The sequence below is a fragment of the Longimicrobium sp. genome (assembly GCF_035474595.1).
Taxonomy (GTDB): Bacteria; Gemmatimonadota; Gemmatimonadetes; order Longimicrobiales; family Longimicrobiaceae; genus Longimicrobium.
Genome location: NZ_DATIND010000155.1, coordinates 101,351 through 125,983 on the forward strand (window position 1 = coordinate 101,351; position 24,633 = coordinate 125,983).

21 protein-coding genes are annotated in these 24,633 nt (G+C 69.8%); 10 read left to right on the forward strand and 11 right to left on the reverse strand.

All coding sequences use genetic code 11. The features are described from left to right. The first annotated feature begins 30 nt into the window (after positions 1–30). The 7 genes from sufC (at position 31) to VLK66_RS26835 (ending at position 7,640) form a co-directional block, all read left to right on the forward strand. Positions 31–795 carry a Fe-S cluster assembly ATPase SufC gene (sufC, locus tag VLK66_RS26805; RefSeq protein WP_325312586.1) on the forward strand — a complete coding sequence of 255 codons (765 nt, stop codon included), beginning with the start codon at positions 31–33 and terminating at the stop codon, positions 793–795. 93 nt (positions 796–888) lie between these two features. Beyond that, complete coding sequence (gene sufB, locus VLK66_RS26810) at positions 889–2,298, forward strand: Fe-S cluster assembly protein SufB (RefSeq protein ID WP_325312587.1); 1,410 nt, start codon at positions 889–891, stop codon at positions 2,296–2,298. 112 nt (positions 2,299–2,410) lie between these two features. Then, positions 2,411–3,772, forward strand: a complete 1,362-nt coding sequence (sufD, locus tag VLK66_RS26815) for a Fe-S cluster assembly protein SufD (RefSeq protein WP_325312588.1) — start codon at positions 2,411–2,413, stop codon at positions 3,770–3,772. Between the two features lie 5 nt (positions 3,773–3,777). Further along, complete coding sequence (locus tag VLK66_RS26820) at positions 3,778–4,143, forward strand: non-heme iron oxygenase ferredoxin subunit (protein ID WP_325312589.1); 366 nt, start codon at positions 3,778–3,780, stop codon at positions 4,141–4,143. Between the two features lie 252 nt (positions 4,144–4,395). Next, complete coding sequence (locus tag VLK66_RS26825) at positions 4,396–5,655, forward strand: cysteine desulfurase (RefSeq protein ID WP_325312590.1); 1,260 nt, start codon at positions 4,396–4,398, stop codon at positions 5,653–5,655. 55 nt (positions 5,656–5,710) lie between these two features. After that, a complete protein-coding gene (gene sufU / locus VLK66_RS26830) occupies positions 5,711–6,151 on the forward strand; it encodes a Fe-S cluster assembly sulfur transfer protein SufU (RefSeq protein WP_325312591.1) in 441 nt (146 codons plus the stop codon). 370 nt (positions 6,152–6,521) lie between these two features. Continuing rightward, on the forward strand, positions 6,522–7,640 hold the full coding sequence (locus VLK66_RS26835) for a PrsW family intramembrane metalloprotease (RefSeq protein ID WP_325312592.1): 1,119 nt from the start codon (positions 6,522–6,524) through the stop codon (positions 7,638–7,640). 348 nt (positions 7,641–7,988) lie between these two features. Here VLK66_RS26835 and VLK66_RS26840 read toward each other — a convergent pair whose 3' ends face one another. The 4 genes from VLK66_RS26840 to VLK66_RS26855 form a co-directional block, all read right to left on the reverse strand. After that, entirely contained in the window at positions 7,989–8,762 is a 774-nt protein-coding gene (locus VLK66_RS26840) for a carboxypeptidase-like regulatory domain-containing protein (RefSeq protein ID WP_325312593.1), read from the reverse strand. Between the two features lie 186 nt (positions 8,763–8,948). Next, on the reverse strand, positions 8,949–9,875 hold the full coding sequence (locus VLK66_RS26845; RefSeq protein WP_325312594.1) for a serine hydrolase: 927 nt from the start codon (positions 9,873–9,875) through the stop codon (positions 8,949–8,951). 351 nt (positions 9,876–10,226) lie between these two features. Continuing rightward, positions 10,227–10,673 (reverse strand): hypothetical protein, encoded by a 447-nt coding sequence (locus VLK66_RS26850; RefSeq protein ID WP_325312595.1) that lies wholly within the window; start codon positions 10,671–10,673, stop codon positions 10,227–10,229. Between the two features lie 294 nt (positions 10,674–10,967). Continuing rightward, positions 10,968–12,035: a hypothetical protein gene (locus VLK66_RS26855; RefSeq protein ID WP_325312596.1), complete on the reverse strand. Its 1,068-nt coding sequence runs from the start codon at positions 12,033–12,035 to the stop codon at positions 10,968–10,970. A gap of 221 nt (positions 12,036–12,256) precedes the next feature. Here VLK66_RS26855 and deoC point away from each other — a divergent pair, with 221 nt between their 5' ends. Both deoC and VLK66_RS26865 read left to right on the forward strand, forming a co-directional pair. Then, positions 12,257–13,276: a deoxyribose-phosphate aldolase gene (gene deoC / locus VLK66_RS26860; RefSeq protein ID WP_325312597.1), complete on the forward strand. Its 1,020-nt coding sequence runs from the start codon at positions 12,257–12,259 to the stop codon at positions 13,274–13,276. A 369-nt stretch (positions 13,277–13,645) separates the two neighbouring features. Then, positions 13,646–14,314, forward strand: coding sequence for a DUF1707 SHOCT-like domain-containing protein (locus VLK66_RS26865; protein WP_325312598.1), 669 nt, complete (start codon positions 13,646–13,648; stop codon positions 14,312–14,314). Between the two features lie 125 nt (positions 14,315–14,439). Here VLK66_RS26865 and VLK66_RS26870 read toward each other — a convergent pair whose 3' ends face one another. The 6 genes from VLK66_RS26870 to VLK66_RS26895 form a co-directional block, all read right to left on the reverse strand. Continuing rightward, positions 14,440–14,718, reverse strand: coding sequence for a hypothetical protein (locus tag VLK66_RS26870; protein WP_325312599.1), 279 nt, complete (start codon positions 14,716–14,718; stop codon positions 14,440–14,442). Between the two features lie 103 nt (positions 14,719–14,821). After that, the gene (locus tag VLK66_RS26875) at positions 14,822–15,634 is read right to left on the reverse strand and encodes a hypothetical protein (protein ID WP_325312600.1); all 813 of its coding nucleotides are present in this window, start codon (positions 15,632–15,634) and stop codon (positions 14,822–14,824) included. 232 nt (positions 15,635–15,866) lie between these two features. Next, a complete protein-coding gene (locus VLK66_RS26880) occupies positions 15,867–17,333 on the reverse strand; it encodes a sigma 54-interacting transcriptional regulator (RefSeq protein ID WP_325312601.1) in 1,467 nt (488 codons plus the stop codon). A gap of 289 nt (positions 17,334–17,622) precedes the next feature. After that, positions 17,623–18,525, reverse strand: coding sequence for an NUDIX hydrolase (locus tag VLK66_RS26885; RefSeq protein WP_325312602.1), 903 nt, complete (start codon positions 18,523–18,525; stop codon positions 17,623–17,625). 74 nt (positions 18,526–18,599) lie between these two features. Beyond that, on the reverse strand, positions 18,600–20,063 hold the full coding sequence (locus VLK66_RS26890) for a S41 family peptidase (protein WP_325312603.1): 1,464 nt from the start codon (positions 20,061–20,063) through the stop codon (positions 18,600–18,602). A gap of 231 nt (positions 20,064–20,294) precedes the next feature. Continuing rightward, positions 20,295–20,744, reverse strand: coding sequence for a hypothetical protein (locus tag VLK66_RS26895; RefSeq protein ID WP_325312604.1), 450 nt, complete (start codon positions 20,742–20,744; stop codon positions 20,295–20,297). 414 nt (positions 20,745–21,158) lie between these two features. On the opposite strand from VLK66_RS26895, the gene lon reads away from it, so the two are divergent. Next, positions 21,159–23,864, forward strand: a complete 2,706-nt coding sequence (lon, locus tag VLK66_RS26900; RefSeq protein ID WP_325312605.1) for an endopeptidase La — start codon at positions 21,159–21,161, stop codon at positions 23,862–23,864. A gap of 451 nt (positions 23,865–24,315) precedes the next feature. On the opposite strand, the gene VLK66_RS26905 is transcribed toward lon, so the two are convergent. Continuing rightward, positions 24,316–24,621: a hypothetical protein gene (locus tag VLK66_RS26905; RefSeq protein WP_325312606.1), complete on the reverse strand. Its 306-nt coding sequence runs from the start codon at positions 24,619–24,621 to the stop codon at positions 24,316–24,318. Between the last annotated feature and the right edge of the window lie 12 nt (positions 24,622–24,633).

Consider the following 24,633-nt stretch of genomic DNA (forward strand, 5'->3'; position numbering starts at 1 on the left):
GCGCCGCGCATCTTCCGGGAGACGAAGACGATGGCCGCACCGCTGCTCAAGATCACCAACCTTCACGCCGAGATCGCCGAGGACGGAACGGAGATCCTGAAGGGGCTGGACCTGGAGGTGAACGAGGGCGAGATCCACGCCATCATGGGCCCCAACGGGTCCGGCAAGAGCACGTTCAGCAAGGTGGTCTCCGGCCACCCGGCCTACGAGGTGACCGACGGCGAGATCCTGTTCCGCGGGCAGAGCGTGCTGGACATGCAGCCCGACGAGCGCGCCCGCGCCGGCATCTTCCTGGCCTTCCAGTACCCGGTCGAGATCCCCGGCGTCTCCGTCGCCAACTTCATGCGCACGGCGCTCAGTGCCAAGCGCGGCGAGGAAGTGGACGTGTTCGACTTCCAGGAGGAGCTCGAGGCGCGGATGGGAATGCTGGAGATGGACCCGACCTTCGCGCTCCGCTCGGTGAACGACGGCTTCAGCGGCGGCGAGAAGAAGCGCAACGAGATCCTGCAGCTGGCCATGCTCGAGCCCGTGCTGGCGGTGATGGACGAGACCGACAGCGGGCTGGACATCGACGCCCTGAAGATCGTAACCGCGGGCATCAACAAGATCAAGGCGGAACGGCCCGAGATGGCCGTGCTGCTGATCACGCACTACCAGCGCATGCTGAACTACATCACGCCCGACCAGGTGCACGTGATGGTGGACGGCCGCATCATCCTGACCGGCGGTGCCGAGCTGGCGCTGGAGCTGGAGGAGCGCGGGTACGACTGGGTGCGCGAGGAAGTCACTGCGTGACCGAGTGCCAAGTACCAAGTGCCAAGTGCCTGGTGAAGATGGCACACTCGGCACTTGGCACTAGGAACTAGGCACTTCTTTCCTGGAGGCACGATGCCTTACAACGAGGACGTGGCCGCACTCGGCCTCGACGAGTACAAGTACGGCTTCAAGGACGACGTCGAATACCTCTTCAAGAGCCGCAAGGGGCTCGACGAAGAGATCGTGCGCATGATCAGCGCTCAGAAGAACGAGCCGCAGTGGATGCTCGACCTGAGGCTCAAGGCGCTGAAGCACGCGCTGAAGCGCCCCTGGCCCACCTGGGGCGGCGACATCAGCGGGCTGAACTTCGACGAGATCTTCTTCTACATCCGGCCCAGCGAGCGCACCGGCAAGACCTGGGACGAGGTGCCCGACACCATCAAGAACACCTTCGAGCGCCTGGGCATTCCCGACCAGGAGCGCCGCATCCTGGCCGGCGTGGGCGCCCAGTACGAATCGGAGGTCGTGTACCACTCGCTGAAGAAGGAGTGGGAGGACCAGGGCGTCATCTTCAAGGGGATGGACGACGGCCTGCGCGACCACGAGGACATCGTCCGCCAGTACTTCGGCACCGTGGTGCCCTTCCGCGACAACCTGTTCGCGGCGGTGAACACCGCGGTGTGGAGCGGCGGCTCGTTCGTGTACGTGCCCGCCGGGGTGAAGCTCGACATGCCGCTGCAGGCCTACTTCCGCATCAACGCGGAGAGCATGGGCCAGTTCGAGCGCACCATGATCATCGTGGAGGAAGGCGCCCAGGTGCAGTACATCGAGGGGTGCACCGCCCCCTCGTACAGCCAGGACTCGTTCCACTCCGGCGTGATCGAGATCATCGTGAAGGACGGCGCCCGGATGCGCTACACCACCATCCAGAACTGGTCGCACAACGTCTACAACCTGGTGACCCAGCGGGCCACGGTGGGGCGTGACGGCACCATGGAGTGGGTGGACGGCAACCTGGGGTCGAAGCTGACCATGAAGTACCCCAGCTGCTACCTGAACGGCGAGGGCGCGCGCGGCGAGATCCTGTCCATCGCCTACGCGGGCAACGGGCAGCACCAGGACGCCGGCGGCAAGGTGATCCACAACGCGCCGCACACCAGCAGCCGCATCGTCTCCAAGTCCATCTCGCGCGGCTCCGGGCGCTCGTCGTACCGCGGGCTGCTGCAGGTGAACCCGGGCGCCAAGTACGCCCGCAGCAACGTGGAGTGCGACGCCCTGCTGCTGGACGAAGAGGCGCGCACCGACACCTATCCGTACATCGAGATCCAGGACGAGTACGCGCAGATCGGCCACGAGGCCACCGTCAGCAAGATCGGCGACGAGCAGCTCTTCTACCTGATGAGCCGCGGCCTTTCGGAAGACGCGGCGGCCACGATGGTGGTGCGCGGCTTCATCGAGCCGATCGCCAAGGAGCTGCCGCTGGAGTACGCGGTGGAGCTGAACCGCCTGATCGAGCTGGAGATGGAAGGCAGCGTAGGATAAACAGATAGTCCTAAGTCCTGAGTCCCAAGTCCTGAGTGAACAGCTTGGGACTTGGGACCTGGGACTTGGGACTTCTTTTCTGGACTTTCGATTTCGACCGGACTTTCGAACCGTGACCGATACGACGACCGCCACCGCCGCCGCGCCCGTGGGCGTCTTCACCCGCGACCAGGTGGAGATCCTGGCCGCGCGCAAGGTGGAGCCGCGGTGGCTGCACGACGCGCGCGTGGCCGCCCACGAGGCGTTCGCGGCCGCGCCCATGCCCGGGCGCGCGTCCGAGGACTGGCGCTACTCCTGGCAGCGCTTCGGCAAGGCGGTGGACTTCGAGGCCTACGCCTTCCCCGAGGAGCGCGGCCCCGTGGCCTCCATCGACCAGCTTCCCGCCGGGCTGCACGCGCTGGTGGGCGAGGATTGCGGCGACGCCGTGGCCCGGCTGGCGCAGGTGGACGCGTCGGTGGTCTGGCGCGAGGTGCCCGAGTCGCTGCGCGCGCGGGGGGTGATCGTGACCTCGCTCGAGGCCGCGGTGCGCGAGCACCCCGAGCTCGTCCAGAAGTACCTGGGGACGGTCGTGACGCCGGAGACGGGGAAGTTCGCGGCGCTGAACGCGGCGTACTGGACGGGCGGGCTGTTCGTCTACGTGCCCAGGAACGTGAAGGTGGAGCTGCCGCTGCGCAGCTACCGCTGGATCGGCGACGCGGGAACGGCGGTGTTCGGCCGCACGCTGGTGGTCGCCGAGGCGTTCTCGCAGGTGTCGGTGGTCGACGAGCTGGCGTCGGGCGACTTCGGACGCACCGCCTTCCACGTGGGCGCCGCGGAGATCATTGCCGACGAGGGCGCCACCGTCTTCTACACCAGCGTGCAGCGCTTCGGGCGCGGCGTGGTGCACATGGAGACGGACCGCCTTGCCGCCGGGCGCGACGCGAAGATCACCATGCTGTACAGCACCATGGGCGCCGACTTCGCCCGCGTGGACGCGCAGTGCGCCATGCGCGAGCCTGGCTCGCACGTCGACATGCTGGGGATCTACATCGGCCAGGGCGACCAGCACTTCGACCACGAGACGCTGCAGGACCACATCGCCCCGCACGCCAGCAGCAACCTGCTGTTCAAGGGCGCGCTGGACGACGAGGCGCGCTCCGTCTTCCGCGGGCTGATCCGGGTGCACCCCAGGGCGCAGCGGACCGACGCCTACCAGACCAACCGCAACCTGGTGCTCAGCGCCAAGGCGCGCGCCGACAGCCTGCCGAACCTGGAGATCCAGGCCGACGACGTGCGCTGCTCGCACGCGGCCACGGTGGGGCAGCTGGACGAGGAAGAGGTGTTCTACCTCCTTTCCCGCGGCATCCCCAAGGCCGAGGCCATCCGGCTGGTGGTGTTCGGCTTCTTCGCCGAGGTGCTGGAGCAGCTGCCCAGCGAGGGCGTGCGCACCGAGCTGCTGCAGGCGGTGGAGCGCAAGCTGGCGCGCAGGGTCTGACGCGGGTGGCGTTCGTGAGGGTGGCCGCGCTCTCCCAGCTTCCGGAGGGCGGGGCGCTGGGCGTGGAGGCGGCCGGGCGGCGGATCGCGGTGGCGCGGGTGGACGGCGAGGTGTACGCCTTCGCCGACAACTGCTCGCACCGCGACTTTCCGCTCAGCCACGGCGAGGTGGACGCGGCGGCGCGCACCATCACCTGCGAGTGGCACGGCGCCGCCTTCTGCCTGCTCACCGGCGAGCCCACCTGCGCCCCCGCCTTCCGCCCCATCGCCATCTACCCCGCCAAGGTCGAGGACGGCGCGGTGTGGGTGGAGATCGCCGACGAGCCCGCCCCGGCGGAGAAGGCCGGCGGGCTGCGGAGTTTGGGGATCTAGGGCTGGACCTGGACCGGCGCATCTCCCCGGCATCGCCCCCGGGTTGAAAACCCGAGGCAACAAGAGCACAAAGTCCCTCCGGGACTGCAGGGCGGCATTCCGGCGAGTGGAAAGGCTGCAGGCGGCCGCGGCTGGACCGATGCCTCGGCACCGCCGCGATGCCGCGGCCGCAGTCCCGCAGGGACTTTGTGCTCTTGTTGCCCCCGAATTCATTCGGGGTCGCGGGCAAAAACCATTCAGCAGGTCCCGAGCATGACGCTGTCGACTCTCGAAACCGCATCCCCCGCGCTGGACCTGGAGCGCATCCGCGCCGACTTCCCGATCCTCGATCAGGAAGTGAACGGCCATCCGCTCGTCTACCTCGACAACGCGGCCAGCACGCAGAAGCCGGCCGCGGTGATCGATGCCATCGGCCACCTGTACCGCCACGACTACGCCAACGTGCACCGCGGCGTGCACGAGCTGTCGCACCGCGCCACCGAGGCGTACGAGCAGGCGCGCGGGAAGGTGGCCCGGCTGCTGGGGATCGGGGACGAAGGCGAATTCGTCTGGACGAAGGGGACCACCGAAGGGCTGAACCTCATCGCCTACACCTGGGGGCAGGCCAACATCCGGGCGGGCGACGAGATCCTGCTGTCGGTGATGGACCATCACTCCAACCTGGTCCCCTGGCAGCTGCTGGCGCAGAGGACGGGGGCGAAGCTGCGCTTCCTGGACATCGACGGGGAGGGGCGGCTGGACCTGTCGGCGCTCGACGACCTGCTGACGGAGCGCACGAAGCTCGTCTCCATCGCCCACATCTCCAACGCGCTGGGGACCATCAACCCCGTCACCGAGATCGCCGCGAAGGCGCACGCGGTGGGCGCGGTGATGGTGGTGGACGGCGCGCAGTCGGCCCCCCATCTCCCCGTGGACGTGCCGTCGCTGGGGGCGGACTTCTACGCGTTCAGCGGCCACAAGATGTGCGGGCCCACGGGGAGCGGCGGGCTGTGGGGGCGCCGCGAGGTGCTGGAAGCCATGCCGCCCTTCCACGGCGGCGGCGACATGATCGACTTCGTGGAGCTGGAAAGCTCGACCTACGCGCCGCTGCCGCTGAAGTTCGAGGCGGGGACGCCGAACATCGCCGGGGCTGTCGGCCTTGGCGCCGCGGCGGACTACCTGGCGTCCGTCGGCCGCGAGGCGATCCTGGCGCACGAGCGGCACCTGATGGCGTACGCGCTGGAGCGCATCGCCGAGGTGCCGGACCTCACCGTGTACGGCCCGCGCGACCCGGCCGCGCGCTCGGGCGTGGTCAGCTTCACGCTGGGCGACGTGCACCCGCACGACATCGCCACCATCCTGGACGGCGAGGGGATCGCGGTGCGCGCGGGGCACCACTGCTGCCAGCCGCTGATGCGCCGCCTCTGCGTTCCCGCCACCGCCCGCGCTTCGTTCTACCTCTACTCGGGCACGGACGACGTGGACCGCCTCATCGACGCGCTGCACAAGGCGCGCGCGGTGTTCGGGTACTGAAGCGATTTTCGCCGCGCACGAGCCCGGACGCGCGCGCACCCGATCTGGAGAACGGATGAGCCTTCCGCTGGACGGCATCTACCAGGAGCTGATCCTCCGCCACTACCGCAGCCCCGCGCACCGCGGCGAGATGGACGCGCCCGACGCGGTGGTGATGATGCGCAACCCCACCTGCGGCGACGACATCGTGCTGCAGCTGCGGGTGAGCGGCGGGGTGATCGAGGACGTGCGCTTCAAGGGGCAGGGGTGCGCCATCTCGCAGGCCTCGGCGTCGATGATGAGCGGCCTGATCGCGGGGAAGACCTTCGCCGAGGCCGAGCCGCTGCTGGCGCGCTTCCGCGACATGATCCACGGCGATGCCGAGGCCGCGCGCGACAAGCAGCTGGGCGACCTGCGCGCGCTGAGCGGCGTCGCCCGCCTCCCGCGGCGGGTGAAGTGCGCCATGCTCCCGTGGGACGCGCTGGAGGAGGCGCGCAAGCAGCTTCCCGAGGTCTGAGCCGCATCTCCATCCGGGAATGGAATTCCCGGCCAACCAAAGCACAAAGTCCCTGCGGGACTGCCGCCAGGCATTCGGGCATCACCCCGACACTGGCGCAGATGGCCGCGGGAGGGTGGGCTGGACAGGCAGAATGCCCTCTCCCGGCACTCGGACGCAGCCGGGCAGTCCCGCAGGGACTTCGTGCGGTTGTTGCCCCGGATTTCAATCCGGGGATGCAGGGGACGGGCAAACGACATCCGGCGCCACCCTCCCGCGGGGGCGCCGGTTTGCTTATCTTCTTCCCTCCCTGCCGTTTCGGTTCGTCTCCACGTCCGTTCCCCATCCCCCACCACGCGCGAGCCGGCGTCGCGCATCCCCCGGAGTTCCCATGCCGCAGAACAACCAGATGAAGATGGTGATGGGCACCGCCGCGGTCGCGGTGCTGTGCCTGCTCGGGCTCGTCACCCTGCTGATGATTGGCGCCATGAACACCGGCCTTCCCGGGCTGGTGGTGGGGATGATCATGGCGGTGCTCCCGGTGCCGCTGTACGTGGCGCTGGCGCTCTGGGTGGACCGCTACGAGAAGGAGCCCAGGTGGATGCTGGCGGCCGCCTTCCTGTGGGGCGCCACGGGGGCGGTGTTCTTCGCCTTCATCTTCAACTCCATCGCCGCCGCCATCTTCGGCACGGTGGGCGGCCGGGGCGCGGCGGAGATCGGCGGGAGCGTGCTCTCGGCGCCGCTGGTGGAGGAGCTGGCCAAGGGCGTGGCGCTCTTCACCTTCTTCTTCTGGAAGAAGGACGAGTTCGACGACGTGATCGACGGGGTGATCTACGCCGCCATGGTGGGGCTGGGCTTCGCGATGACCGAGAACGTGTCCTACTACGGGCAGGCGCTGCAGGGCGGCGGGCTGAGCGGCACCTTCTTCGTGCGTGGCGTGCTGGCGCCCTTCTCGCACCCGCTGTTCACCGCGATGACCGGCATCGGGCTGGGGCTCTCGCGCGAGACGCTGCGCAAGGGGCTGAAGAGCGCGGCGCCGCTCCTGGGCCTGTCGACGGCCATGTTCCTGCACGCGACCTGGAACCTGTCGGCCTCGTTCGGCGCGGCGTTCCTGGTGGCGTACCTGTTCATCATGGTGCCGGCGTTCTTCGGGCTGGTGGGGGTGGTGCTGTACGCGCAGGCCCGCGAGCGCAAGATCATCCGCGCCAACCTGATCCCCTACGTGCAGACCGGCCACGTGTCGCCCGGCGAGCTGGAGGTGCTGTGCCGCTTCGGCGGGCGCACGAAGACGCTGATGGCCGCGATGAGCGCCGCGGGATGGGCCGGATTGCGGCGCGAGGCGCGCTTCCACCAGGCGGCCAGCGAGCTGGCGTTCCACCGCTGGCGCACCGAGCGCGGCATCAGCAAGGGCGTGCAGGAGTACACGGTCCGCGAGGCCGAGTACCTGCGGGTGATCGCCGAGTGCCGCATGCAGCCGGTCGCGCGCTTCGGCGGCTACGCGGGCGCGTAAGCCAGGCGAGCGCAGGGAGATGACGAAGGGCCGGCGCTCGAGCGAGCGCCGGCCCTTCGTCTATCGGTGCGAGAGCATCCCCTGCATCCCCGGATTGGAAATCCGGGGCAACAACTGCACAAAGTCCCTGCGGGACTGCTCGGCCGGATCCGGGTGCGGGAGAGGCATCCCCCCCGCCGCTCCCCTCCCGGCCTTCCTGCGCCAGTGTCGGTGTGGTGCCCGGATGGCTTGGCAGCAGTCCCGCAGGGACTTTGTGCTGTTGTAGCCCGGGAATTCCATTCCCGGAAAAAGGGCAGCGGAGATGCCTCCCCGCTGCCCTGCTCCCGTCTGGTGATTTTTTCGCCGGTGCTACGGCCGGGCCGGCGTGTCGTCGTTGCCGCGGCGGGTCCAGATGACCACCAGGCCGCAGGTGGAGCGCTGGCCCATCCACCGGCCGGGGATCTCGCTGGGGCCGCGGTACACCTCGATGCCGGCGATGTCCTGCGGCTTCACCATGGTGTCCATGTCCTGCTGGTCCACCGCCATGTTGTCCACCATCACCCGCGGGCTGCAGTTGTCGCCGCCGCGGGTGATCACCAGGTTGTAGTGCGAGCCGCCGGCGGGAACCAGCCCCACCCCCGGCACCCCGCGGAACACCTCGCTCGTCTCCAGCGGCGCCTTCTGCTGGATCTCGTACTGCGTCAGGAACTTCCCGAAGCCGATCCGCTCGCGGTCGTAGAAGCCCTCCTGGTCCAGCTGGCGCGAGTGCGGCGGCTGGGTCTTGGCCGTCACCGTCAGCGGCGCCAGCTCCACGTCGCCGGTGCTGAGCTTGATCTCCACCTGCACCGTCTGCCGCTCCTCCACCCGCACCGAGTCGGAGGTGGTGGTGCGGTAGCCGATGCGCTGCGTGCGGATGCGGTACGCGCCGGCCTCGCGGAACTCGAACACGAAGAAGCCGTCGCGGTCGGTGCGGCCGCGGTTCACGGTGCGCCCGGCATCGTTCAGCGCCTCCACGATGGCGTCCTTCACCGGCTCGTTGGTGGCGCGGTCCATCACCCGCCCCCCCATGATCTGCGCGGAGAGCGGAGCGGCAAGGAGGAGCGCGGCCAGCGCCAGCGTCCGGGTGGACCAGTTCGGCTTCATACGTCCCACGGGTTCGGGCAGGGAGATGGAGATCCCGGAAAGATGCGCGCAACGATCGGCGCGCGGCGGCATGCTGGATCGGTGCGCCTTCGTACGTCCGGGCGGCGCCCCGGGTTCCCGCGTGCGGGGATGGAGGAAAGATGACGGAGATGGATCGCCAGCGGTAGGCGCGGCCGCCCGAACGTGTCACCGCGCGCCGGTGACGTGCCGCCACACCGCCGCCGAGATCTCGCGCCCCACCGGCGCCGCGGATGCCGGGGTGGCGAAGCCGTGCGTCATCACCACCAGCACGTACGGCGCGCGGCCGGGGGGATACACGATCGCCGCGTCGTGGGCGATGCGCGTGATCGAACCGGTCTTGTTCGCGGTGCGCGTTCCCGGCGGCACCCCGGCGGGAATCATCTCCGTGAACTCCTGCCGCCCCAGGATCTCCGCCATCTCCCGGCTTGCCGCGGGCGACGCGGCGCGGCCGTCCGCCACCGCCGCCATCACCCGCATCAGCGCGTGGGCGCTGGTGGTGTTGTTCATCCCCGCGCGGAAGGCGGGCCCGTCCTCCACGCCGCGCAGCACGCGCATCTCCCCCGCGCCTATGGATTCCATCGTCCGCGCGATGCGGCGCGGGTCCGCCAGGTCGATCAGCAGGTTCGTCGCCAGGTTGCTGGAGCGGGTGATCATCAGCTCGATCAGCGCGCGGACGGGGAGCCGCCGGCCGATGCGCGCGTACAGCGTGCTGTCGCTGTCGTCCGCCGGGTCCAGCGCGTACGTGCTCCCGTCGGCGATGCTGCGGAACTGGTTGCGCACCATCACCGAATCGCCCAGCGAGAGCTCGCCCGCGTCGGCGCGGCGGAAGAGCTCCAGCATCACCGGCACCTTCATGGTGCTGGCGGCGTGCAGCGGGCGGTGCGCCTCCACCAGCAGCGAATCGCCCGTGCGCAGGTCCAGGAAGGCGACCGACACCTCCGCGGTGTCGCCCGCGTGCCGGCGGATGATCTCGCGCACCTCGCCCTCCAGCCCCGCCATCCGCGGCGGCGGCGTGAAGACGGGCGGCGGAGCGCACGCGCCCTGCAGCAGCATCGCGCACGGAACGGCCACCCTCGCGGCGAATCGGAGCATCGGCAGATCGAGCGGGTGGGAGATGGAGATCGGAAGGGAGATTGTACCGCGGCGGCGGGGATGCCGAAAGCGTGGGGGCGGGGGATGCGGACGGGGAAGAGAGTGAATAGAAGCTCGGGCCGTCCCGCTCACCGGCGACTGAAGTCGCAGCAACAACTACGGGAAGCCTCGCAAACTGCGCGAGGCTGGTTCGGCTCGGCAGCCGGTGCCCGCTCTCGGAGGACGGCTCCCTTTCATCCCATCGTGGTCTCGCGAAGCGGTGTTCGACTCCGCTGGACGATCCGCCGAAACGAAAGAGCCCCTCCGCTGGATGCGGAGGGGCTCCCGTTCGTTCTGCGTGCGCGCGACGGCTTACTTGCCGAAGACGCCCAGGCCGTAGCGGCAGGGCTCGGCCGAGCAGTGCGCCATGGTCACCTTCACGCGGTAGTTGCCGGAGCGGCGGGCGTTGGCGGCCACGATGGGAAAGTCGTCCAGCTCCAGGTCGTCGTCCAGCTGGTTGCCGTTCGGATCGTACAGCACCAGGTCCAGGTCCGAGCAGTCGGTGTCGCAGGCGCCCATGATCTGGTAGGCGGTGCCGATGTCCAGGGGAATCGACACCATCTCGCTGTCGCCGTTGCCCAGCGAGCCGGTGAAGATCCGGTGCGTCATGGAGTAGCCACGGCTCTCGTATTCGCGGCCGGCCTGCTGCAGCATGCGGCGCACCTGCGTGGTCCACTCGTCCTGCTGCCGGGGAGCGGCGGCGGTGGTGGAAACGAACAGGCCGGCAACGGCAGTCAGGGCAAGAACGATGCGCTTCATCGGGGGGTCTCCTGCTTCTTGTGGGGGGCAGATGCGGCCGCGGAGAGCGGCTTCGGAAGGACGGGAAACGTCGGCCGGTGGGTGCCAACGAGCATGCGGCTACACAACTTGCATTCGAAACACCTGCATGTCAACTGCTCCGTGGAGATGAAGCAGATGTTTGCCCGCATGCGTCATTCTGCTACCGCCGTGGCACGGCCGGTCTTACGACCTGCGTCCGTACGGGAGCGGCCGTCGCGAGGTTTCGATCGTCCTCTCCCGCCATCGCGGGAATACGCTCCCGGACGGAACGCATCACCCCGCGTTGCGCGTGGCCTCGCTGCGGGCGGGGCGGAAGGTGGCGTCGCGGTTCAGCCCCATCTCCTGCTGCTCCGCGGGCGACGAGCCGGCGGGCGGGCGGCCCAGGCTCATCCGCACCTCACGCCACTTCAGCTTCAGGTCGTCCAGGTGGTGCGACGGCGGCTGGTAGCCGAACGCGCGCCACCTCCCCGGCCGCACCTTTCCCTTCGCGTGGACGAAGGCGGCGAAGTCGTCCGTCCACGCCTCGAACGCGGCCATCACCTCCGGCTCGCGCACCATGTCCTCGGCCTGGTTGTCGGAGTACTTCTTCCCGTTCCCGAACTCCTCGTAGCGCCAGAGCGCGTCGGGCACCTCCACGCCGCCGTAGCGGCACTGCCACACCAGCGGCGCGTAGGCGTCGCGCCCGTGCTCGAACGGTTCCGCCCCGGGGTCGAAGTACTCCGGGTGGCGCAGGATCTTCGGGCGGCCGCTCCCGTCCAGCTCGTCGCCGCCGCCGTCTCCGTAGCAGAAGAAGGCGGCGGTGCGGCCCTCCAGGTGGTTCACCGACAACTCGGCCCATTCGGGCGAATGCTCCAGCGCCATCGCGCGCTCGGGGTCCTTGTGCCCGATCAGCTCCTCGCGCGGGTTGCCGCCATTCATGCACACCAGCCGGTCGAACATCGCCTTCAGGTTGGTCGACGGCGCGTACCAGTTCACCGGGCCGATGACGGCCCACGCATCGGCCAGGTCCAGGCGGGCGTAGAGGTCCAGGTCCCACATCAGGTCGGGCTCGGCGCTGTCGCCCTTCTCATAGCAGTTGCACGGCCACACGCACAGCGCCATCGAGGTGCTGACGCAGGCGTTGCACGCCTGGATCCGCGCGCGCCCGTAGACGTTGCCCAGGTCCTCGACGTCGATCTCCCACTCGCCGGGCAGCCGGTCCGCCATGCGCAGCATGAGCGTGCGCGCCTTGGAATCCACGCCCGGGCAGTTGTACTGGCGCCGCTGCGACCCCGCGATCAGCAGCACCCGGAAGGGCCGCTCCCCGGGCGGGAGGTTTCCGTTCGCGTCGTCGGGCTTCATCCGTCGAGGGAGTGCGAGAGTACGAAAGTACGAGAGCACGATGGGGAAAGCGCGGCAGTGCGGGAGTGCGGAAGCGCGCTGGCATCTTCCGTGATCTCGATACTTCCGCCGTGACCCTTTCTCCGGCGCGCTCCGCGTTCAAGATGGCGTGGGGCCGCGGATGGGCATATCTTGTTCCGCCCGCGCGCGAGGCGCGGCGGAACACGAAGGCAGGAACTACGATGGCAAGCACCGTCCCCAACAAGCTCGTCGCCATGCCCACCGGCGGCGGCCGCGACATCGAGCCCGCGCACGAGCAGCGCAACCCCGGCACCCTGCTGGACCTGGACTGGGTGGCCGACGTGCGCGTGAACCGCAGCGCCGTGGAGCGCCGCGCCGGCACCATCGGCACGCGGCGCACGGTGAAGAAGGAGTGGCAGGCCGCGTGGCTGCTGCGCGCCATCACCCTGATGGACCTGACCACGCTCTCGGGCGACGACACCGCCGGCACCGTGCGCCGCCTGTGCGCCAAGGCCCGCCAGCCCGTGCGCGACGACGTGCTGGAGGGCCTCGGCGCGGCCGGCCTTCCCATCCGCACCGCGGCCGTGTGCGTGTACCACCGCTTCGTGGAGACGGCGGTGGAGGCGCTGCGCGGCTCGGGGATTCCCGTCGCGGCGGTGTCCACCGGCTTCCCGGCGGGGCTCTCGCCCTTCCGCCAGCGCATCGAGGAGATCCACGCCTCGGTCGACGCGGGGGCGGAGGAGATCGACATCGTCATCACCCGCGAGCTGGTGCTGACCGGCCAGTGGGAGGCGCTGTACGACGAGGTGAAGGCCATGCGCGAGGCGTGCGGCCCGGCGCACCTGAAGACGATCCTGGCCACGGGCGAGCTGGCCACGCTGCGCAACGTGGCGCGGGCGTCGCTGGTGTGCATGATGGCGGGCGCGGACTTCATCAAGACGTCGACCGGCAAGGAAAGCCGCAACGCCGAGCTGCCGGTGGGGCTCACGATGGCGCGCTGCATCCGCGAGTACCGCGAGCGCACCGGCCACGACGTGGGGCTGAAGCCCGCCGGCGGCATCCGCACCGCCAAGGACTCGCTGGTGTGGATGCTGATGATGAAGGAGGAGCTGGGCACGGAGTGGCTGAAGCCGTCGCTCTTCCGCTTCGGCGCCAGCTCGCTGCTGGGCGACATCGAGCGCCAGCTGGAGCACCACCTCACCGGCCGCTACTCCGCCGCTCACCGGCACCCGATGGCGTAGGCGCGGTCGCGGACGACAAAGGATTGAAGCCCTCCCGGCATGCGCACCGGGAGGGCTTCGTGCGTATACCGGTGCTTGTCTCCGTCCGCGTGCAAGTGAAAGTAAATAAAGGGGAGAGCACGGGTGTCGGCTGCAGTGTGTTACGCTCCTTTCTCCTTGGAGATGCTGCGCCTGGATGAATTAAGTGAATAAAGGGATTCGCCGGTAGAATTAACTGGACAAACGTGCAGCCTGCTCACCGTCCGATCAGTTTCCAACGAGCGCCGGCCGACGGTGGCATCGGCGCCCATTGCTCGGCTGCGGGCGGCGAAGGTACGTTCCGCTCGACGCCGCGAAACCTTTCGCCGCGCGATCTCGTTCAACACCGCCATGACCGACCCAACACCCAGGCCCGTGCCGCTGGAGCAGACGCGGCAGCGCATCGTGGACCAGCTCTGCAACCACTACGCGGCCGAGAACCTGACCGACGAGGGGCTGGAGGAGCGGCTGACGAAGGCCTATGCCGCCACCACGCTCGTCGCGCTGCAGGAGCTGGTCGCCGACCTGCCGGTGGAGACGCCGGGGGGCGGCGCGTCCGCGTCCACCGCCGTGGCGGCGGCGGCGCCCGGCGCGGTGGCCGACAAGCAGGTGATCCTGGCGGTGATGGGCGGCGCGGAGCGGAAGGGCGTGTGGACGCCGCCGCGGCACCTGCACGTGATCACGGTGATGGGCGGCGCCGAGCTGGACTTCCGCGAGGCGCGCTTCGGGCCGGGGGTGACGGAGATCACCTGCTTCGCCATGATGGGCGGCGTGCAGCTGATCGTGCCGCCGGGGGTGCACGTGGAGACCAACGGGATGGCGCTGATGGGCGGGTTCAGCCACCGCGGCAGCGTGGACCCGCCCGCCGACCCGAACGCGCCCGTGCTGCGCATCGGCGGGATCGCGATCATGGGCGGCGTGGACCTGGAGTACCGCCTGGCCGGCGAGGGCTCCGGCGACGCGCGCCGCCGCGAGCGCCTGGCGCGGAAGGAAGCACGGCGCCTCGCCCGCGGGCAGTAATATCGACGCGCGAATCGTCGTCCCCCAACTGCATGAGACCAATCTTCTCCGAGAGTTGAAGCAACGACGAACGCCGCCTCTCCGCTGATGGAGAGGCGGCGTTCGCGTGTTCTATCCCGGCGAGGCTACGCCTTCAGGCGCCGGTGCTTGATGTCGGACTGGCCGGAGGCCACGCCCGCGCCCACGCCCAGCCCGAAGAGCAGGGCCGTTGGTGCGCCGAAGAAGGGGAGGAGCGCCACCGCCACGCCGCCCACCACCGCCGCGCCGACCCCGGCCAGCACGGGCGCCGCGCCGCTCTGCGCGGCATCGACGAACGCCAGCTTCTTGCGCGTGAAGAGGCGCGCCTGGATGTATCCGAACGCCGCCGCGGCCACGGACGCGCCGACAATGATGAGTCCAAACATGGGTCGCTCCTGTTGGGTATCGCCGTTGGTTCCGTCGGATGGTGATACGGCCGGACGGGCGAGCAGGTTTCAATTCAGCCGATCGTGCCGCGGCCGCCGGTCCTCACAGCCTGACGACCAGGGGGAAAACCACGAAGGCCATCGGGCCAAAGCAGAACGTGAACAGCAACAGCGCCACTATGGTGACCCCCATCGTCTTTCGCGCACTCGTGCCGAGGTGCGCCTTCAGCAGTTGAAGGTAGCGCGCAAAGGCCACCACCACGAGCAGGCCGATGGGAACATGTACCGCCAGGAGGCATGCCGACAGCCACCACGCGGACCGGGCGTTCCAGAGCACGCCCGCAAGGAGCGTGTACGAGAACAGCAGCGAGTGAAGCAAGAGGTAGGTGCCGAACAGGTACGCCGTGATGGAGAGCAGGGTAGACCGATCGTGGCGCAGCCGGAAAAGGCGGCACGCCGTGGCGAAGGCCAGCGAGAACATCACCGCCAGCAGCGCCATGGGCGTGAGCAGCAACACGATCTCCCCCGCCTTCAGAGCCACCACGCGCTTCCATACGAACGTGAGCGCCTCCACGAAGGGGTGGAACAGCGGACTCTTCAGCAAAAGCTGCGAGCCCGCGCCCGACGTGGCCGCCGCATATCCGTAGATGCTGCAGATCGCTGCGCTCACCACCAGGTAGCTGAGGGGCGCCGTATAGTCATCGGCCAGGGGTGGCGGAGGCGCCCCGACTTGCGTTCCTACCACTGCCGCGCGAAAGCGTCGGGGCCGGAAGAGGAAGTCGCAGGGCGTCCGCAACATCCGCCCGAAGAAGTTCACCACGTCGGTCAAGCCCTGCTCGACCTTACGGTCGGCGCCCTTCCGCTCCTCAGCGGGGGCGGACGAAGATGAGCGGGCTCGCCCGGTGTGGCTGCTCATGCGGCCGCATCCGCCGCGCCGGCGACGTGGCGGACGGCACAGAGCGGCACCGGCCGGCATCTCGACCACACCGCGCCGGGGCCCCGGACGATTTCGTGTTGGCGGCGGTGCGAGAGAGGGGCCGACCTGGCGGGTGAAGCAAGCGTGGGCATGGTACAGCGCCGTGGGCGGGTGAGGAGGTATCTGGCGGGCCGGCCGGGGCGGCGGGCCGCCCCGGCCGTGACCTACGCGCTCAGAACATGTCGCTCGAGCCGAAGGTGAACCCCCCGCCGCCCTTGCCCTTGGCCGGGCGCTCGGGCTTGGCGCGCGAGTAGGTGCCGGTGTCGGCGCGGCTGATCTTGCGGTGCGCGGCAAGGCCCTCCAGCAGCAGCTCGGCGGCGGCCACCGACTGGCCCATGTCGTCGGGCTGGAACATGTCGGCGTCGCGGAGCGCCTCCACCAGGCCGGGCACGCCCTGCAGCCCCGCCAGGCACGCCTCGGCCGACGCGCCGTCGCTGATCTGCAGCACGCCGCCGCGGTCGAAGTGCTCGATCACGGAGTCGAGCATGTCCACGTCCCACACGCGGTCGAAGATGTCGCGCGCGGCGGCGGCGATCAGGTCGCGGGCGATGGTGTCGGCGCCCTGCAGCTCGCCCTCGTACTCCAGCTCCATCTTCCCGGTGATGGACGGGAGCGCCGAGTACACGTCGGCCACGCGCGGGACGATGCGGGGCTCGCTGGCGGAGAGCGCGCGGCGCTCGGCGTTGGAGACGGCCGTTTCCATCACCGAGATGGGCATGCGCTGGCTGACGCCGCTGCGGCGGTCCACGCGCTTGTCGTCGCGCGCCAGGAACGCCACCCGTTCGATCAGCTCGGCGATGAACGGCGGCACCGCCACCGGCACCCCGTCGCGCACCGTCCACGCCTCCTGCGCGGTGATCTCCATCCCCTCCTCGGGGGTCTTCGGATAGTGCGTCTGGATCTCGGCGCCGATGCGGTCCTTCAGCGGCGTGATGATCTTGCCGCGCGCGGTGTAGTCCTCGGGGTTCGCGCTGAACACCATCATCACGTCCAGCGGCAGGCGCACGGGGAAGCCCTTGATCTGGACGTCGCCCTCCTGCAGCACGTTGAACAGGCCGACCTGCACCTTGCCCGAGAGGTCGGGAAGCTCGTTGATGGCGAAGATGCCGCGGTTGGCGCGGGGCATCAGCCCGAAGTTGATGGTCAGCTCGTCGGACAGCAGGTGCCCGCCCCGCGCGGCGCGGATGGGGTCCATGTCGCCGATCAGGTCGGCCACGGTCACGTCGGGGGTGGCCAGCTTCTCCACGTAGCGCCGGTCGCGGGGGACCCACTCCACCGGCGTGTCGTCGCCGTGCTCCATCACCTGCAGCTTGCCGAAGCGCGAGATGGGGGCGAACGGATCGTCGTTCACCTCGCTGCCGGCCAGCACGGGGATCTCGTCGTCCAGCAGCTCCACCAGCTGGCGCAGGATGCGGCTCTTGGCCTGCCCGCGCAGCCCCAGGAGGATGAAGTTCTGCCGCGCCAGCACGGCGTTCACGATCGCCGGCACCACCGTGTCCTCGTAGCCCACGATGCCGGGAAAGAGCGGCTGCCCGGCGCGCAGGCGGCAGATCAGGTTCTCGCGCAGCTCCTGCTTCACGCTGCGGGTCCGGTAGCCGGACTCGCGGAGGGCGCCGAGGGTGGCGGGGCGGTGCGTCATCGAGAAGTCCTTCTGGGTTGGAGGGGACACCGACAACGCTACCCGGGCCCGCCGGAGGCGTCAAGCGGGGGCCGAAACATCGGGAGGGAGATGTAGATGGACCGCGAGCAAGGCCGCCTCGGTGCGCCGGGGAAACCTCGCTCGCGCCATGTATCGACTCCCGAAACGATGCCGTCTCAAGCTCCTTCGGAAGCCGCAGCCTGCCCCAAGCCGAACAGCCTCGCGCAGTTTGCGACGCTTCCCGTAGTCGTTGCTGCGGCTTCAGCCGCCGGTGCGGAGCCGGCTGCGTCTATCCGTCCGACTCCGGGACGACGATGGCCACGCCCTCGGGGTGCGGCTCCATGCGCGGGGTGATGGAGGGGACCGGCGCGTGCTCCAGCGCGGCGCGCAGCCCGTCCCACGTGGGGTGCTCGGCCAGGCGCTGGAGGGTGTGGACGGTGGGCGGGAGCAGCTTCATCTCCCCCGCGCGGAAGCGCTCGACCGCGTCGGCGGGGCGGAGCCAGACGGAGTCGGTCATCTCCAGGTCGTGCACGTCGCACACGGCGTCGGCCGGCACGCGCGCGGCGAAGAAGCGCGTGTCGTAGCGCCGCGGCTCGGGGAGCGGGGTGATCCAGTGGGCGATGTACACCAGCTCGCCGCCCGACAGGCGCAGGCCGTTGCCCACGGCCATGTCGCGCAGCCCGATGACGTCGTTCAGCAGCGCGCGCCGGGCGACTTCCAGGCCGTGGGTGGCGGCCTGGCGCGGCGCGCCGACGTTGTCGGGCTTCGCCAGCAGGATCCCCGTCTCCTCGAACGCCTCGCGGATGGCCGCGGCGACGTATCCCACCGCCTCGGCCGGGTCGTCCATCCCCAGCCGCCGCGCCCAGTCCTCCGGCGCGGGCCCGTCCATCCGGTCGGCCACCTCGCCGCTGCGGTCGCGCGCGTCCACCACGCCGCCGGGGAACACCCACGCGTCGGCCGCGAAGCCGCTGCGGCGGTGGCGGCGCAGGAGGAGCGCCTCGATGCCGCCGGCCGCGTCGCGCACCAGCACCACGGTGGCCGCCGGGCGCGCCGGGGCGGGGATGAGCGTGTCGTCGGTCACCTTCTCCGCGAACCCCGGCGGGAGCGCGTCGGCGGGGATGACGAAGCGGTTCGGATGGTCGGTGGCGCGGCGCGCGGCGCTGGCCGCGGACTGCGGGCGCGGGTCGGTCAAGGCTCTGCCGTTGAAAAGGTTGGACAGGCCTGAACCTTAGCGGGAAGGGAGATGCGCGGCAATCCGCATCCTCCTCATCGCCCCGGCGACGGATGCGCCGCCAGCCAGCGCCGCACCCAGTCCACCGGGAAGAGCTCGCCGGGGGGAATGGGGACGGCGGGGGCGATCCCCAGCGGGTCTACCGGGTCGGCGGGAAGGCGGCCGGAGCGCGAGGTGGGCTGGTGCAGCACCAGCCGCGTGCCGGGGACGGGGACGGAGATGACGTTGGCGAAGTCCAGCACCCCCGCCGTCCGCGCGCCGAAGAGCGTGGTCTTCGCGCTCTGCCGCGCGGCCAGGACGAACTGCTCGCAGGTGCTGGCGCATCCGCCGTCCACGATCACCGCGACGCGTTCGGGATGGGGGAGCGGCCGGCGGAACCGCGTGGTGCTCTCGCGCCGGGGCGTCCATCCGCCCAGGTAGCGCCGCATCTCCGCGATGCTGTTGCGGATGGACCCCTTCACCCCGTCGGGCACGCCGCTGTCGGTCAGCAGCGCCTCGTATGCCGCCACGTTCCCCGGCGTCGCCCGCGCCTGCGCGCCGACGGTGACGATGGGGCGCGTGTAGAGCAGGGGGAGGAGATGGCGATAGTTGTAGTCCGAGCCGCCGCCGTTGCCGCGGAGGTCCACGATCAGCGTCCGCGCGTTCCGCAGAAGCGGCGCGGAGGCGGCGAACAGGCTGTCGATGGTAGCCGAGCGCGAGTTGTCGAAATTGGGGATCTGCAGCAGCACCGTTCCCGGCTCCACCTGGCGCGCGGCGAAGGCGGTGTTCAGCGTGGCTGCGTACTCGGCCGGCGCGAGCGCGTCCGCGGGCGCGGGGGAGACCTGGCGCAGGGTGAAGGCGTTCACCGGGCCCACCAGCAGCCCGCGCGCGAGGTGCGAGGTGAAGCGCTGCTCGGAGTGGTCGCGGAGGAAGAAGCGGGTCTCGTACGCTCCCTCGCCGGCGGGGCGGTAGACGGCCTTCACCTGGCCCGGCGTCCACCAGACGCTGTCCGCGCGCAGCACCACCGCAGCCAACTCGCCGTCGCTTCCGTGCGGGAGGACGGCCAGCCGGTAGCGCCCGTCCGCCGACTCCCACACGCCTTCCAGCGGGTCCCGCGTCCCGGTGCGGACCGCGTCTCCGGTGACATCCATGCGCTCCCACCCGGCGAAGCGCGCGCGGATGGCTGCCGCCGCGGTGTCGCCCGCGTCGCGGGGAGCGGTGGAGGAGATGGAGAGATGCCCGTCGCGGAACCAGCCGAGCCAGCGGCTCACCACGCCCAGGCACGCCGCCTCCGTGGCGGCCCCCGCGGCATCGCGCTCGGCGGCGGCGGTGGCGGAGTCGAGCGAGGGGCGCGTCTCCGGCGTGACCTTGGTCTCGAAACCCGCGTAATCCCCGCTCACGCGATCGGCCACGAATCGCAGCGCCGCGGGACAGTCCCCCGACTGCGCGGCGGAGGGGAGCGGCGCCAGCAGCAGGGCCAGCGGGAGGGCCGCGCGCAACGTGGAGGTGATCGTCCCCATTCTCGCCGCCGGAGTGGAGGGTGGAGCGCGGAGCGCGCCGTCGCGTGCGGGAATATACGTCATCCCTCCCGCGCGCGTGAAGCGTCGCCGGTGAGGCAGTTTCGCGCTCACTTACCGAGTGTGCGAAGGGGATCCAATCCTCACACCCGGCGATTCATCTACGGAACACGAAAGAAACCGGCCCCGTCTCGAATGGAAACGGGGCCGGCCACGCATTGTGTCACCGGACGATCAGGCCTGCGTCTCCAGGCGGTGGCGGATGGCCGCGGTGTTCTCGATCGCCACCGCGATGCCGATGCACATCGACCCGACGACCACGGAGTTCAGCACGGTAGCCAGCGCGATTGCCCAGGCAATGGGGTTCGCCTGCCGCCCGCCGCCGCCCGTGAAGGTGTCGTACATGGTCGCGGGCATGGTCCCGAACTTCACCACGATCCACAACGCGCCCACTACCCCCAGCACGATCACTACCGCCCCCAGCGACCGCAGCAGCGGCGCCTGCTGCGAGTACCGCTCCGGGGACACCACGTCGGGACCGGCGGTGGCGCTCGCCGCTCCGGCGGCGGAACCGGGCCGGATGTCGTCCAGCACCCGTCCGCACGAGGAGCAGGTGAAGGCGTCGGGGGCATTGCGGGTGCCGCAGCCGGGGCAGATGATCGCGGAGATGGTCGGCGTGCTCATTGTTCTTCTCCTGGGGTATGATGGGAAGATGCATGGAGGGGCAAGGCGGAGGGCAGGATAAAGCGGGGACGGAACCCGCGCCAGAATCTTTCTTTTCTCCGGGTCGGCCGCTCCGGAAAGCCTTGGCTGGCGTCGATGGCGTGCGCGAAGCGGGACGCGGACGTAGGTTGCGGATCATCTCCCCGCGTCTGGCGGCGCAGGTCTGCCGTTCCGCCATTAGTACATGCCTGAACGACCGGATGCCAGACGTTTCGGCAGTCGAACGGTACTTGCGCCTAAGTGTATATTGGAGGCGTGTTTAGAGGATGAGATCGAAGGTTTTGCGGGGTCCGGATTCGTGGCAAAGGAAATGCCTTGGAGCGGTCCCCAGCAGCCGGCCCCTTCCGGGCCGGCACCGATGAAAGGAATAGATCGATGAGCGAGCGAACGACGCTTCCCGTTCTCCCCCTGCGGGAGACGGTGGTGTTCCCGGGAACCGCGGTGCCGATCTCGGCCGGGCGCCCCGGAACGCTGCAGGCCATCGAGGCCGCGCTGGCGGGCGACCGCCGGATGCTGGCCGTGGCCCAGAAGGAGAACCGTGACGAGGTCGAGGCCGACAACCTCTACCTGGTGGGCACGGTGGTGCGCATCGCGCAGGTGCAGCGCGGGGGCGGCGGCGTGCAGCTGCTGATCCACGGCGAGCACCGCGCCATGGCGCTCCAGTACCTGGAGGGGCCCGGCGGCCTTTCGGCCCACGTGCGCGAGATGAGCGACCTGGCCCCGGTGAACGCCGAGGACCCGGCCTTCATCGCCCTGTACCGCGAGCTGCGCGACCGCGCGGCCGAGCTGGGCAAGCGCCGCGGCATTCCGCCCGAGATGCTGCAGCAGTTCATGGACGGCATCCAGGAGCCCGGCCAGTTCGCCGACCTGGTGGCGTTCTACGTGGAGATGAACACCGAGGCCAAGCAGAAGCTGCTCGAAGTCCTCAGCGTGGAGGAGCGCCTGCGCTCGCTGCTGCTCATCGTGCAGCGCCAGCTGGCGCTGATCGAGGCGCAGGAGGAGATCCAGCAGCAGGTGCAGGAAGAGCTGGGCGAACGGCAGCGCGAGATGCTGCTGCGCGAGCAGATGAAGGCCATCCAGCGCGAGCTGGGCGAGGAGGACGAGGGGCGCGAGATCGAGGAGCTGCGCGAGAAGCTGGAGTCGCTGGACCTCTCCGAGACCGGGCACGAAGAGGCCATGCGCGAGCTGGCGCGGCTGGAGCGCACCAACCCGCAGAGCGCCGAGTACCAGGTCATCCGCACCTACCTGGAGTGGATCACCGACCTCCCGTGGAACCTGCGCACCGAGGACCAGCTGGACCTGAACCGTGGCGAGGAGATCCTCAACGAGGACCACTACGGGCTGGAGGACGTGAAGGACCGCGTGCTGGAGTTCCTGGCCGTGCGCCAGCTGGCCGCCCGCCGCGCCGAGGCCGAGGTGAAGGAGGAGGCCGCGGCCGAGGCCGGAACGCTGGCCGCCATCGACGAGGCCGCCCGCGAGCCCGGCGAGCCCATCCGCGAGGACCCGATCGCCGCCGCCTTCCGCGGCGAGCCCGTCGCCACCGCGCCTGCCGCGGCCGAGGTCGAGGTGCCGGCGGAGGAGCCCGAGGAGAGCGAGCTGGAGAAGCAGGTGCGCGAGGCCAAGGCGCGGGCCACCGCCAAGGGGCCCATCCTGCTCTTCGCCGGGCCCCCGGGGGTGGGAAAGACCTCCATCGCCAAGTCCATCGCCCGGGCGCTGGGGCGCAAGTACGTGCGCATCGCGCTGGGCGGCGTGCGCGACGAGGCCGACATCCGCGGCCACCGGCGCACCTACGTGGGCGCCATGCCGGGGCGCATCGTGCAGGCGCTGAAGCAGGCCAAGAGCCGCAACCCGGTGATCCTGCTGGACGAGGTCGACAAGCTGGGGGTGAGCTACCAGGGCGACCCCAGCAGCGCGCTGCTGGAGGTGCTGGACCCGGCGCAGAACCACGAGTTCACCGACCACTACCTGGGCGTGCCGTTCGACCTGAGCGAGGTGCTGTTCATCGCCACGGCCAACTACGCGCAGAACATCCCGGCGCCGCTGTACGACCGCATGGAGGCGGTGGAGTTCCGCGGCTACACCGAGATGGAGAAGAAGCAGATCGCGCTGCGCTACCTCATCCCCCGCCAGCTGCACGAGGCCGGGCTGGCCGAGGGCGAGCTGGAGGTGAGCGACGAGGCGCTGCAGGCGGTGATCAGCGAGTACACCCGCGAGGCCGGCGTGCGCCAGCTGGAGCGCGAGGTGGGCAAGCTGGCCCGCAAGGCCGCCCGGCGCATCGCCAGCGGCACGGTGGAGCAGGTGAAGGTGGACGGCGAGGTGGTGAAGGAGCTGCTGGGGCGCACCCGCGTGCACCCCGAGCGGGCGAACGGCGAGGACCAGGTGGGCGTGGCCACGGGGATGTACTACACCCCCACCGGCGGCGACATCATGTTCATCGAGGTGTCGGCGCAGCAGCGGACGATGCAGAGCGCATCGGCCGCGGCGGCCGAGGGCGAGGCGCAGCACGCCGGCTTCGGCAACCTGGTGCTGACCGGGCAGCTGGGCGACGTGATGAAGGAAAGCGCGCGCGCGGCGCTGACCTACGCCCGCGCCAACGCGGTGCGCTACGGGATCGACCCGCGCAAGGCGTGGGGCTCGGAGATCCACATCCACGTTCCCGCGGGCGCCATTCCCAAGGACGGGCCGAGCGCGGGCGTGGCGCTGAGCACGGCGCTGGTGTCCGTCCTCTCCGGCACCCCGGTGCGGGCCGACGTGTCGATGACCGGCGAGGTGACGCTGACCGGGCGGGTGCTGCCCATCGGCGGGGTGAAGGAGAAGCTGCTGGGCGCGTGGCGCGCCGGGATCCGCACCATCCTTCTCCCGCGGGAGAACGAGGCGGACCTGGAGGACCTGCCGCGCGAGGTGCTGGACCAGATGGAGATCCACCCGGTGGGCACCATCGACGAGGCGCTGTCGGTGGCGCTGCGCGGGGCCAGCTTCAGCGAGGGGAAGCTCCGCTTCCCCGAGCTGCCGCTCCCGCCCATCGCCGGGAGCCGCGGGATGGAGGGCGAGGTCCGGATGCACGGCGGGCGCGAGCGGTGAAGACGGTTCGGTGACGGTCTGGAGACGGTATGGTGACGGATTCGCGCACGCCGGAAGAATGTCGGTCTGGTCCGGATCTCGCCCACAACCCGCTGCTGTGGAACGGGATATGCTAAGAGGATGAGGCGGGTGGGTGAGCCTTGATGGGACGGGTTGGATGGACGGGGGAGACGGAGCGTGCTCTGGGTGGGGGGCGCTCCGGAGATGGGTGAGAGTGGGTGGCGAAAGCCCCCGGGAGCGGAAGCTTCCGGGGGCTTTTGCTTGGGAGTGCGTGAGTGCGTCGGATATTCGCACGAGCGCGGCACCCGCACGAAAGCAAACGCACTTCCGCACTCACGCACTTCCGCACTTTTTCTTGCCCGTCGCAGTTGGCAACGGTCGGACCGTTGCCTGCCGCGCGCGCAGCCCCCGCCCGGAGCGCAGTGAAAGGGAGACACCCGACCTCCACCTTTCATCCGTCCGCATAGTTATGCAGATTCGCGGATGGGAACAAATGTGTTTTCGGGAACAGATAGTTGCTTTGTAAATACCAGCTTGCGCGGATGTGTGCACCAGAAGGGTGCGGCGCGATGTGTTTCAGAGCGGTGAAAAAAGCTGCTGAAAATTCAGAAATCCAGTGTTCATGCGGGTTTTGTGCCGTGTCGGCGAGTGGCACTGGCGTTGCCTTAAAGGGGGCCGCACTCAATCGAACGATCGTCCCCCCGCCCGGAGCGTGCCCCGCACCGTGCACCAGGGCCGCCCCGTTCACGACACCCACCGGATTGCCCCA

Excerpts from the sequence above, each read along its gene's own strand:
- sufC (WP_325312586.1), top strand. The coding sequence starts at position 31 with ATGGCCGCACCGCTGCTCAAGATCACCAACCTTCACGCCGAGATCGCC.
- sufB (WP_325312587.1), top strand. The coding sequence starts at position 889 with ATGCCTTACAACGAGGACGTGGCCGCACTCGGCCTCGACGAGTACAAG.
- VLK66_RS26825 (WP_325312590.1), top strand. The coding sequence starts at position 4,396 with ATGACGCTGTCGACTCTCGAAACCGCATCCCCCGCGCTGGACCTGGAG.
- sufU (WP_325312591.1), top strand. The coding sequence starts at position 5,711 with ATGAGCCTTCCGCTGGACGGCATCTACCAGGAGCTGATCCTCCGCCAC.
- VLK66_RS26835 (WP_325312592.1), top strand. The coding sequence starts at position 6,522 with ATGCCGCAGAACAACCAGATGAAGATGGTGATGGGCACCGCCGCGGTC.
- VLK66_RS26840 (WP_325312593.1), bottom strand. The coding sequence starts at position 8,762 with ATGAAGCCGAACTGGTCCACCCGGACGCTGGCGCTGGCCGCGCTCCTC.
- VLK66_RS26845 (WP_325312594.1), bottom strand. The coding sequence starts at position 9,875 with ATGCTCCGATTCGCCGCGAGGGTGGCCGTTCCGTGCGCGATGCTGCTG.
- VLK66_RS26850 (WP_325312595.1), bottom strand. The coding sequence starts at position 10,673 with ATGAAGCGCATCGTTCTTGCCCTGACTGCCGTTGCCGGCCTGTTCGTT.
- VLK66_RS26855 (WP_325312596.1), bottom strand. The coding sequence starts at position 12,035 with ATGAAGCCCGACGACGCGAACGGAAACCTCCCGCCCGGGGAGCGGCCC.
- deoC (WP_325312597.1), top strand. The coding sequence starts at position 12,257 with ATGGCAAGCACCGTCCCCAACAAGCTCGTCGCCATGCCCACCGGCGGC.
- VLK66_RS26865 (WP_325312598.1), top strand. The coding sequence starts at position 13,646 with ATGACCGACCCAACACCCAGGCCCGTGCCGCTGGAGCAGACGCGGCAG.
- VLK66_RS26870 (WP_325312599.1), bottom strand. The coding sequence starts at position 14,718 with ATGTTTGGACTCATCATTGTCGGCGCGTCCGTGGCCGCGGCGGCGTTC.
- VLK66_RS26875 (WP_325312600.1), bottom strand. The coding sequence starts at position 15,634 with ATGAGCAGCCACACCGGGCGAGCCCGCTCATCTTCGTCCGCCCCCGCT.
- VLK66_RS26880 (WP_325312601.1), bottom strand. The coding sequence starts at position 17,333 with ATGACGCACCGCCCCGCCACCCTCGGCGCCCTCCGCGAGTCCGGCTAC.
- VLK66_RS26890 (WP_325312603.1), bottom strand. The coding sequence starts at position 20,063 with ATGGGGACGATCACCTCCACGTTGCGCGCGGCCCTCCCGCTGGCCCTG.
- VLK66_RS26895 (WP_325312604.1), bottom strand. The coding sequence starts at position 20,744 with ATGAGCACGCCGACCATCTCCGCGATCATCTGCCCCGGCTGCGGCACC.
- lon (WP_325312605.1), top strand. The coding sequence starts at position 21,159 with ATGAGCGAGCGAACGACGCTTCCCGTTCTCCCCCTGCGGGAGACGGTG.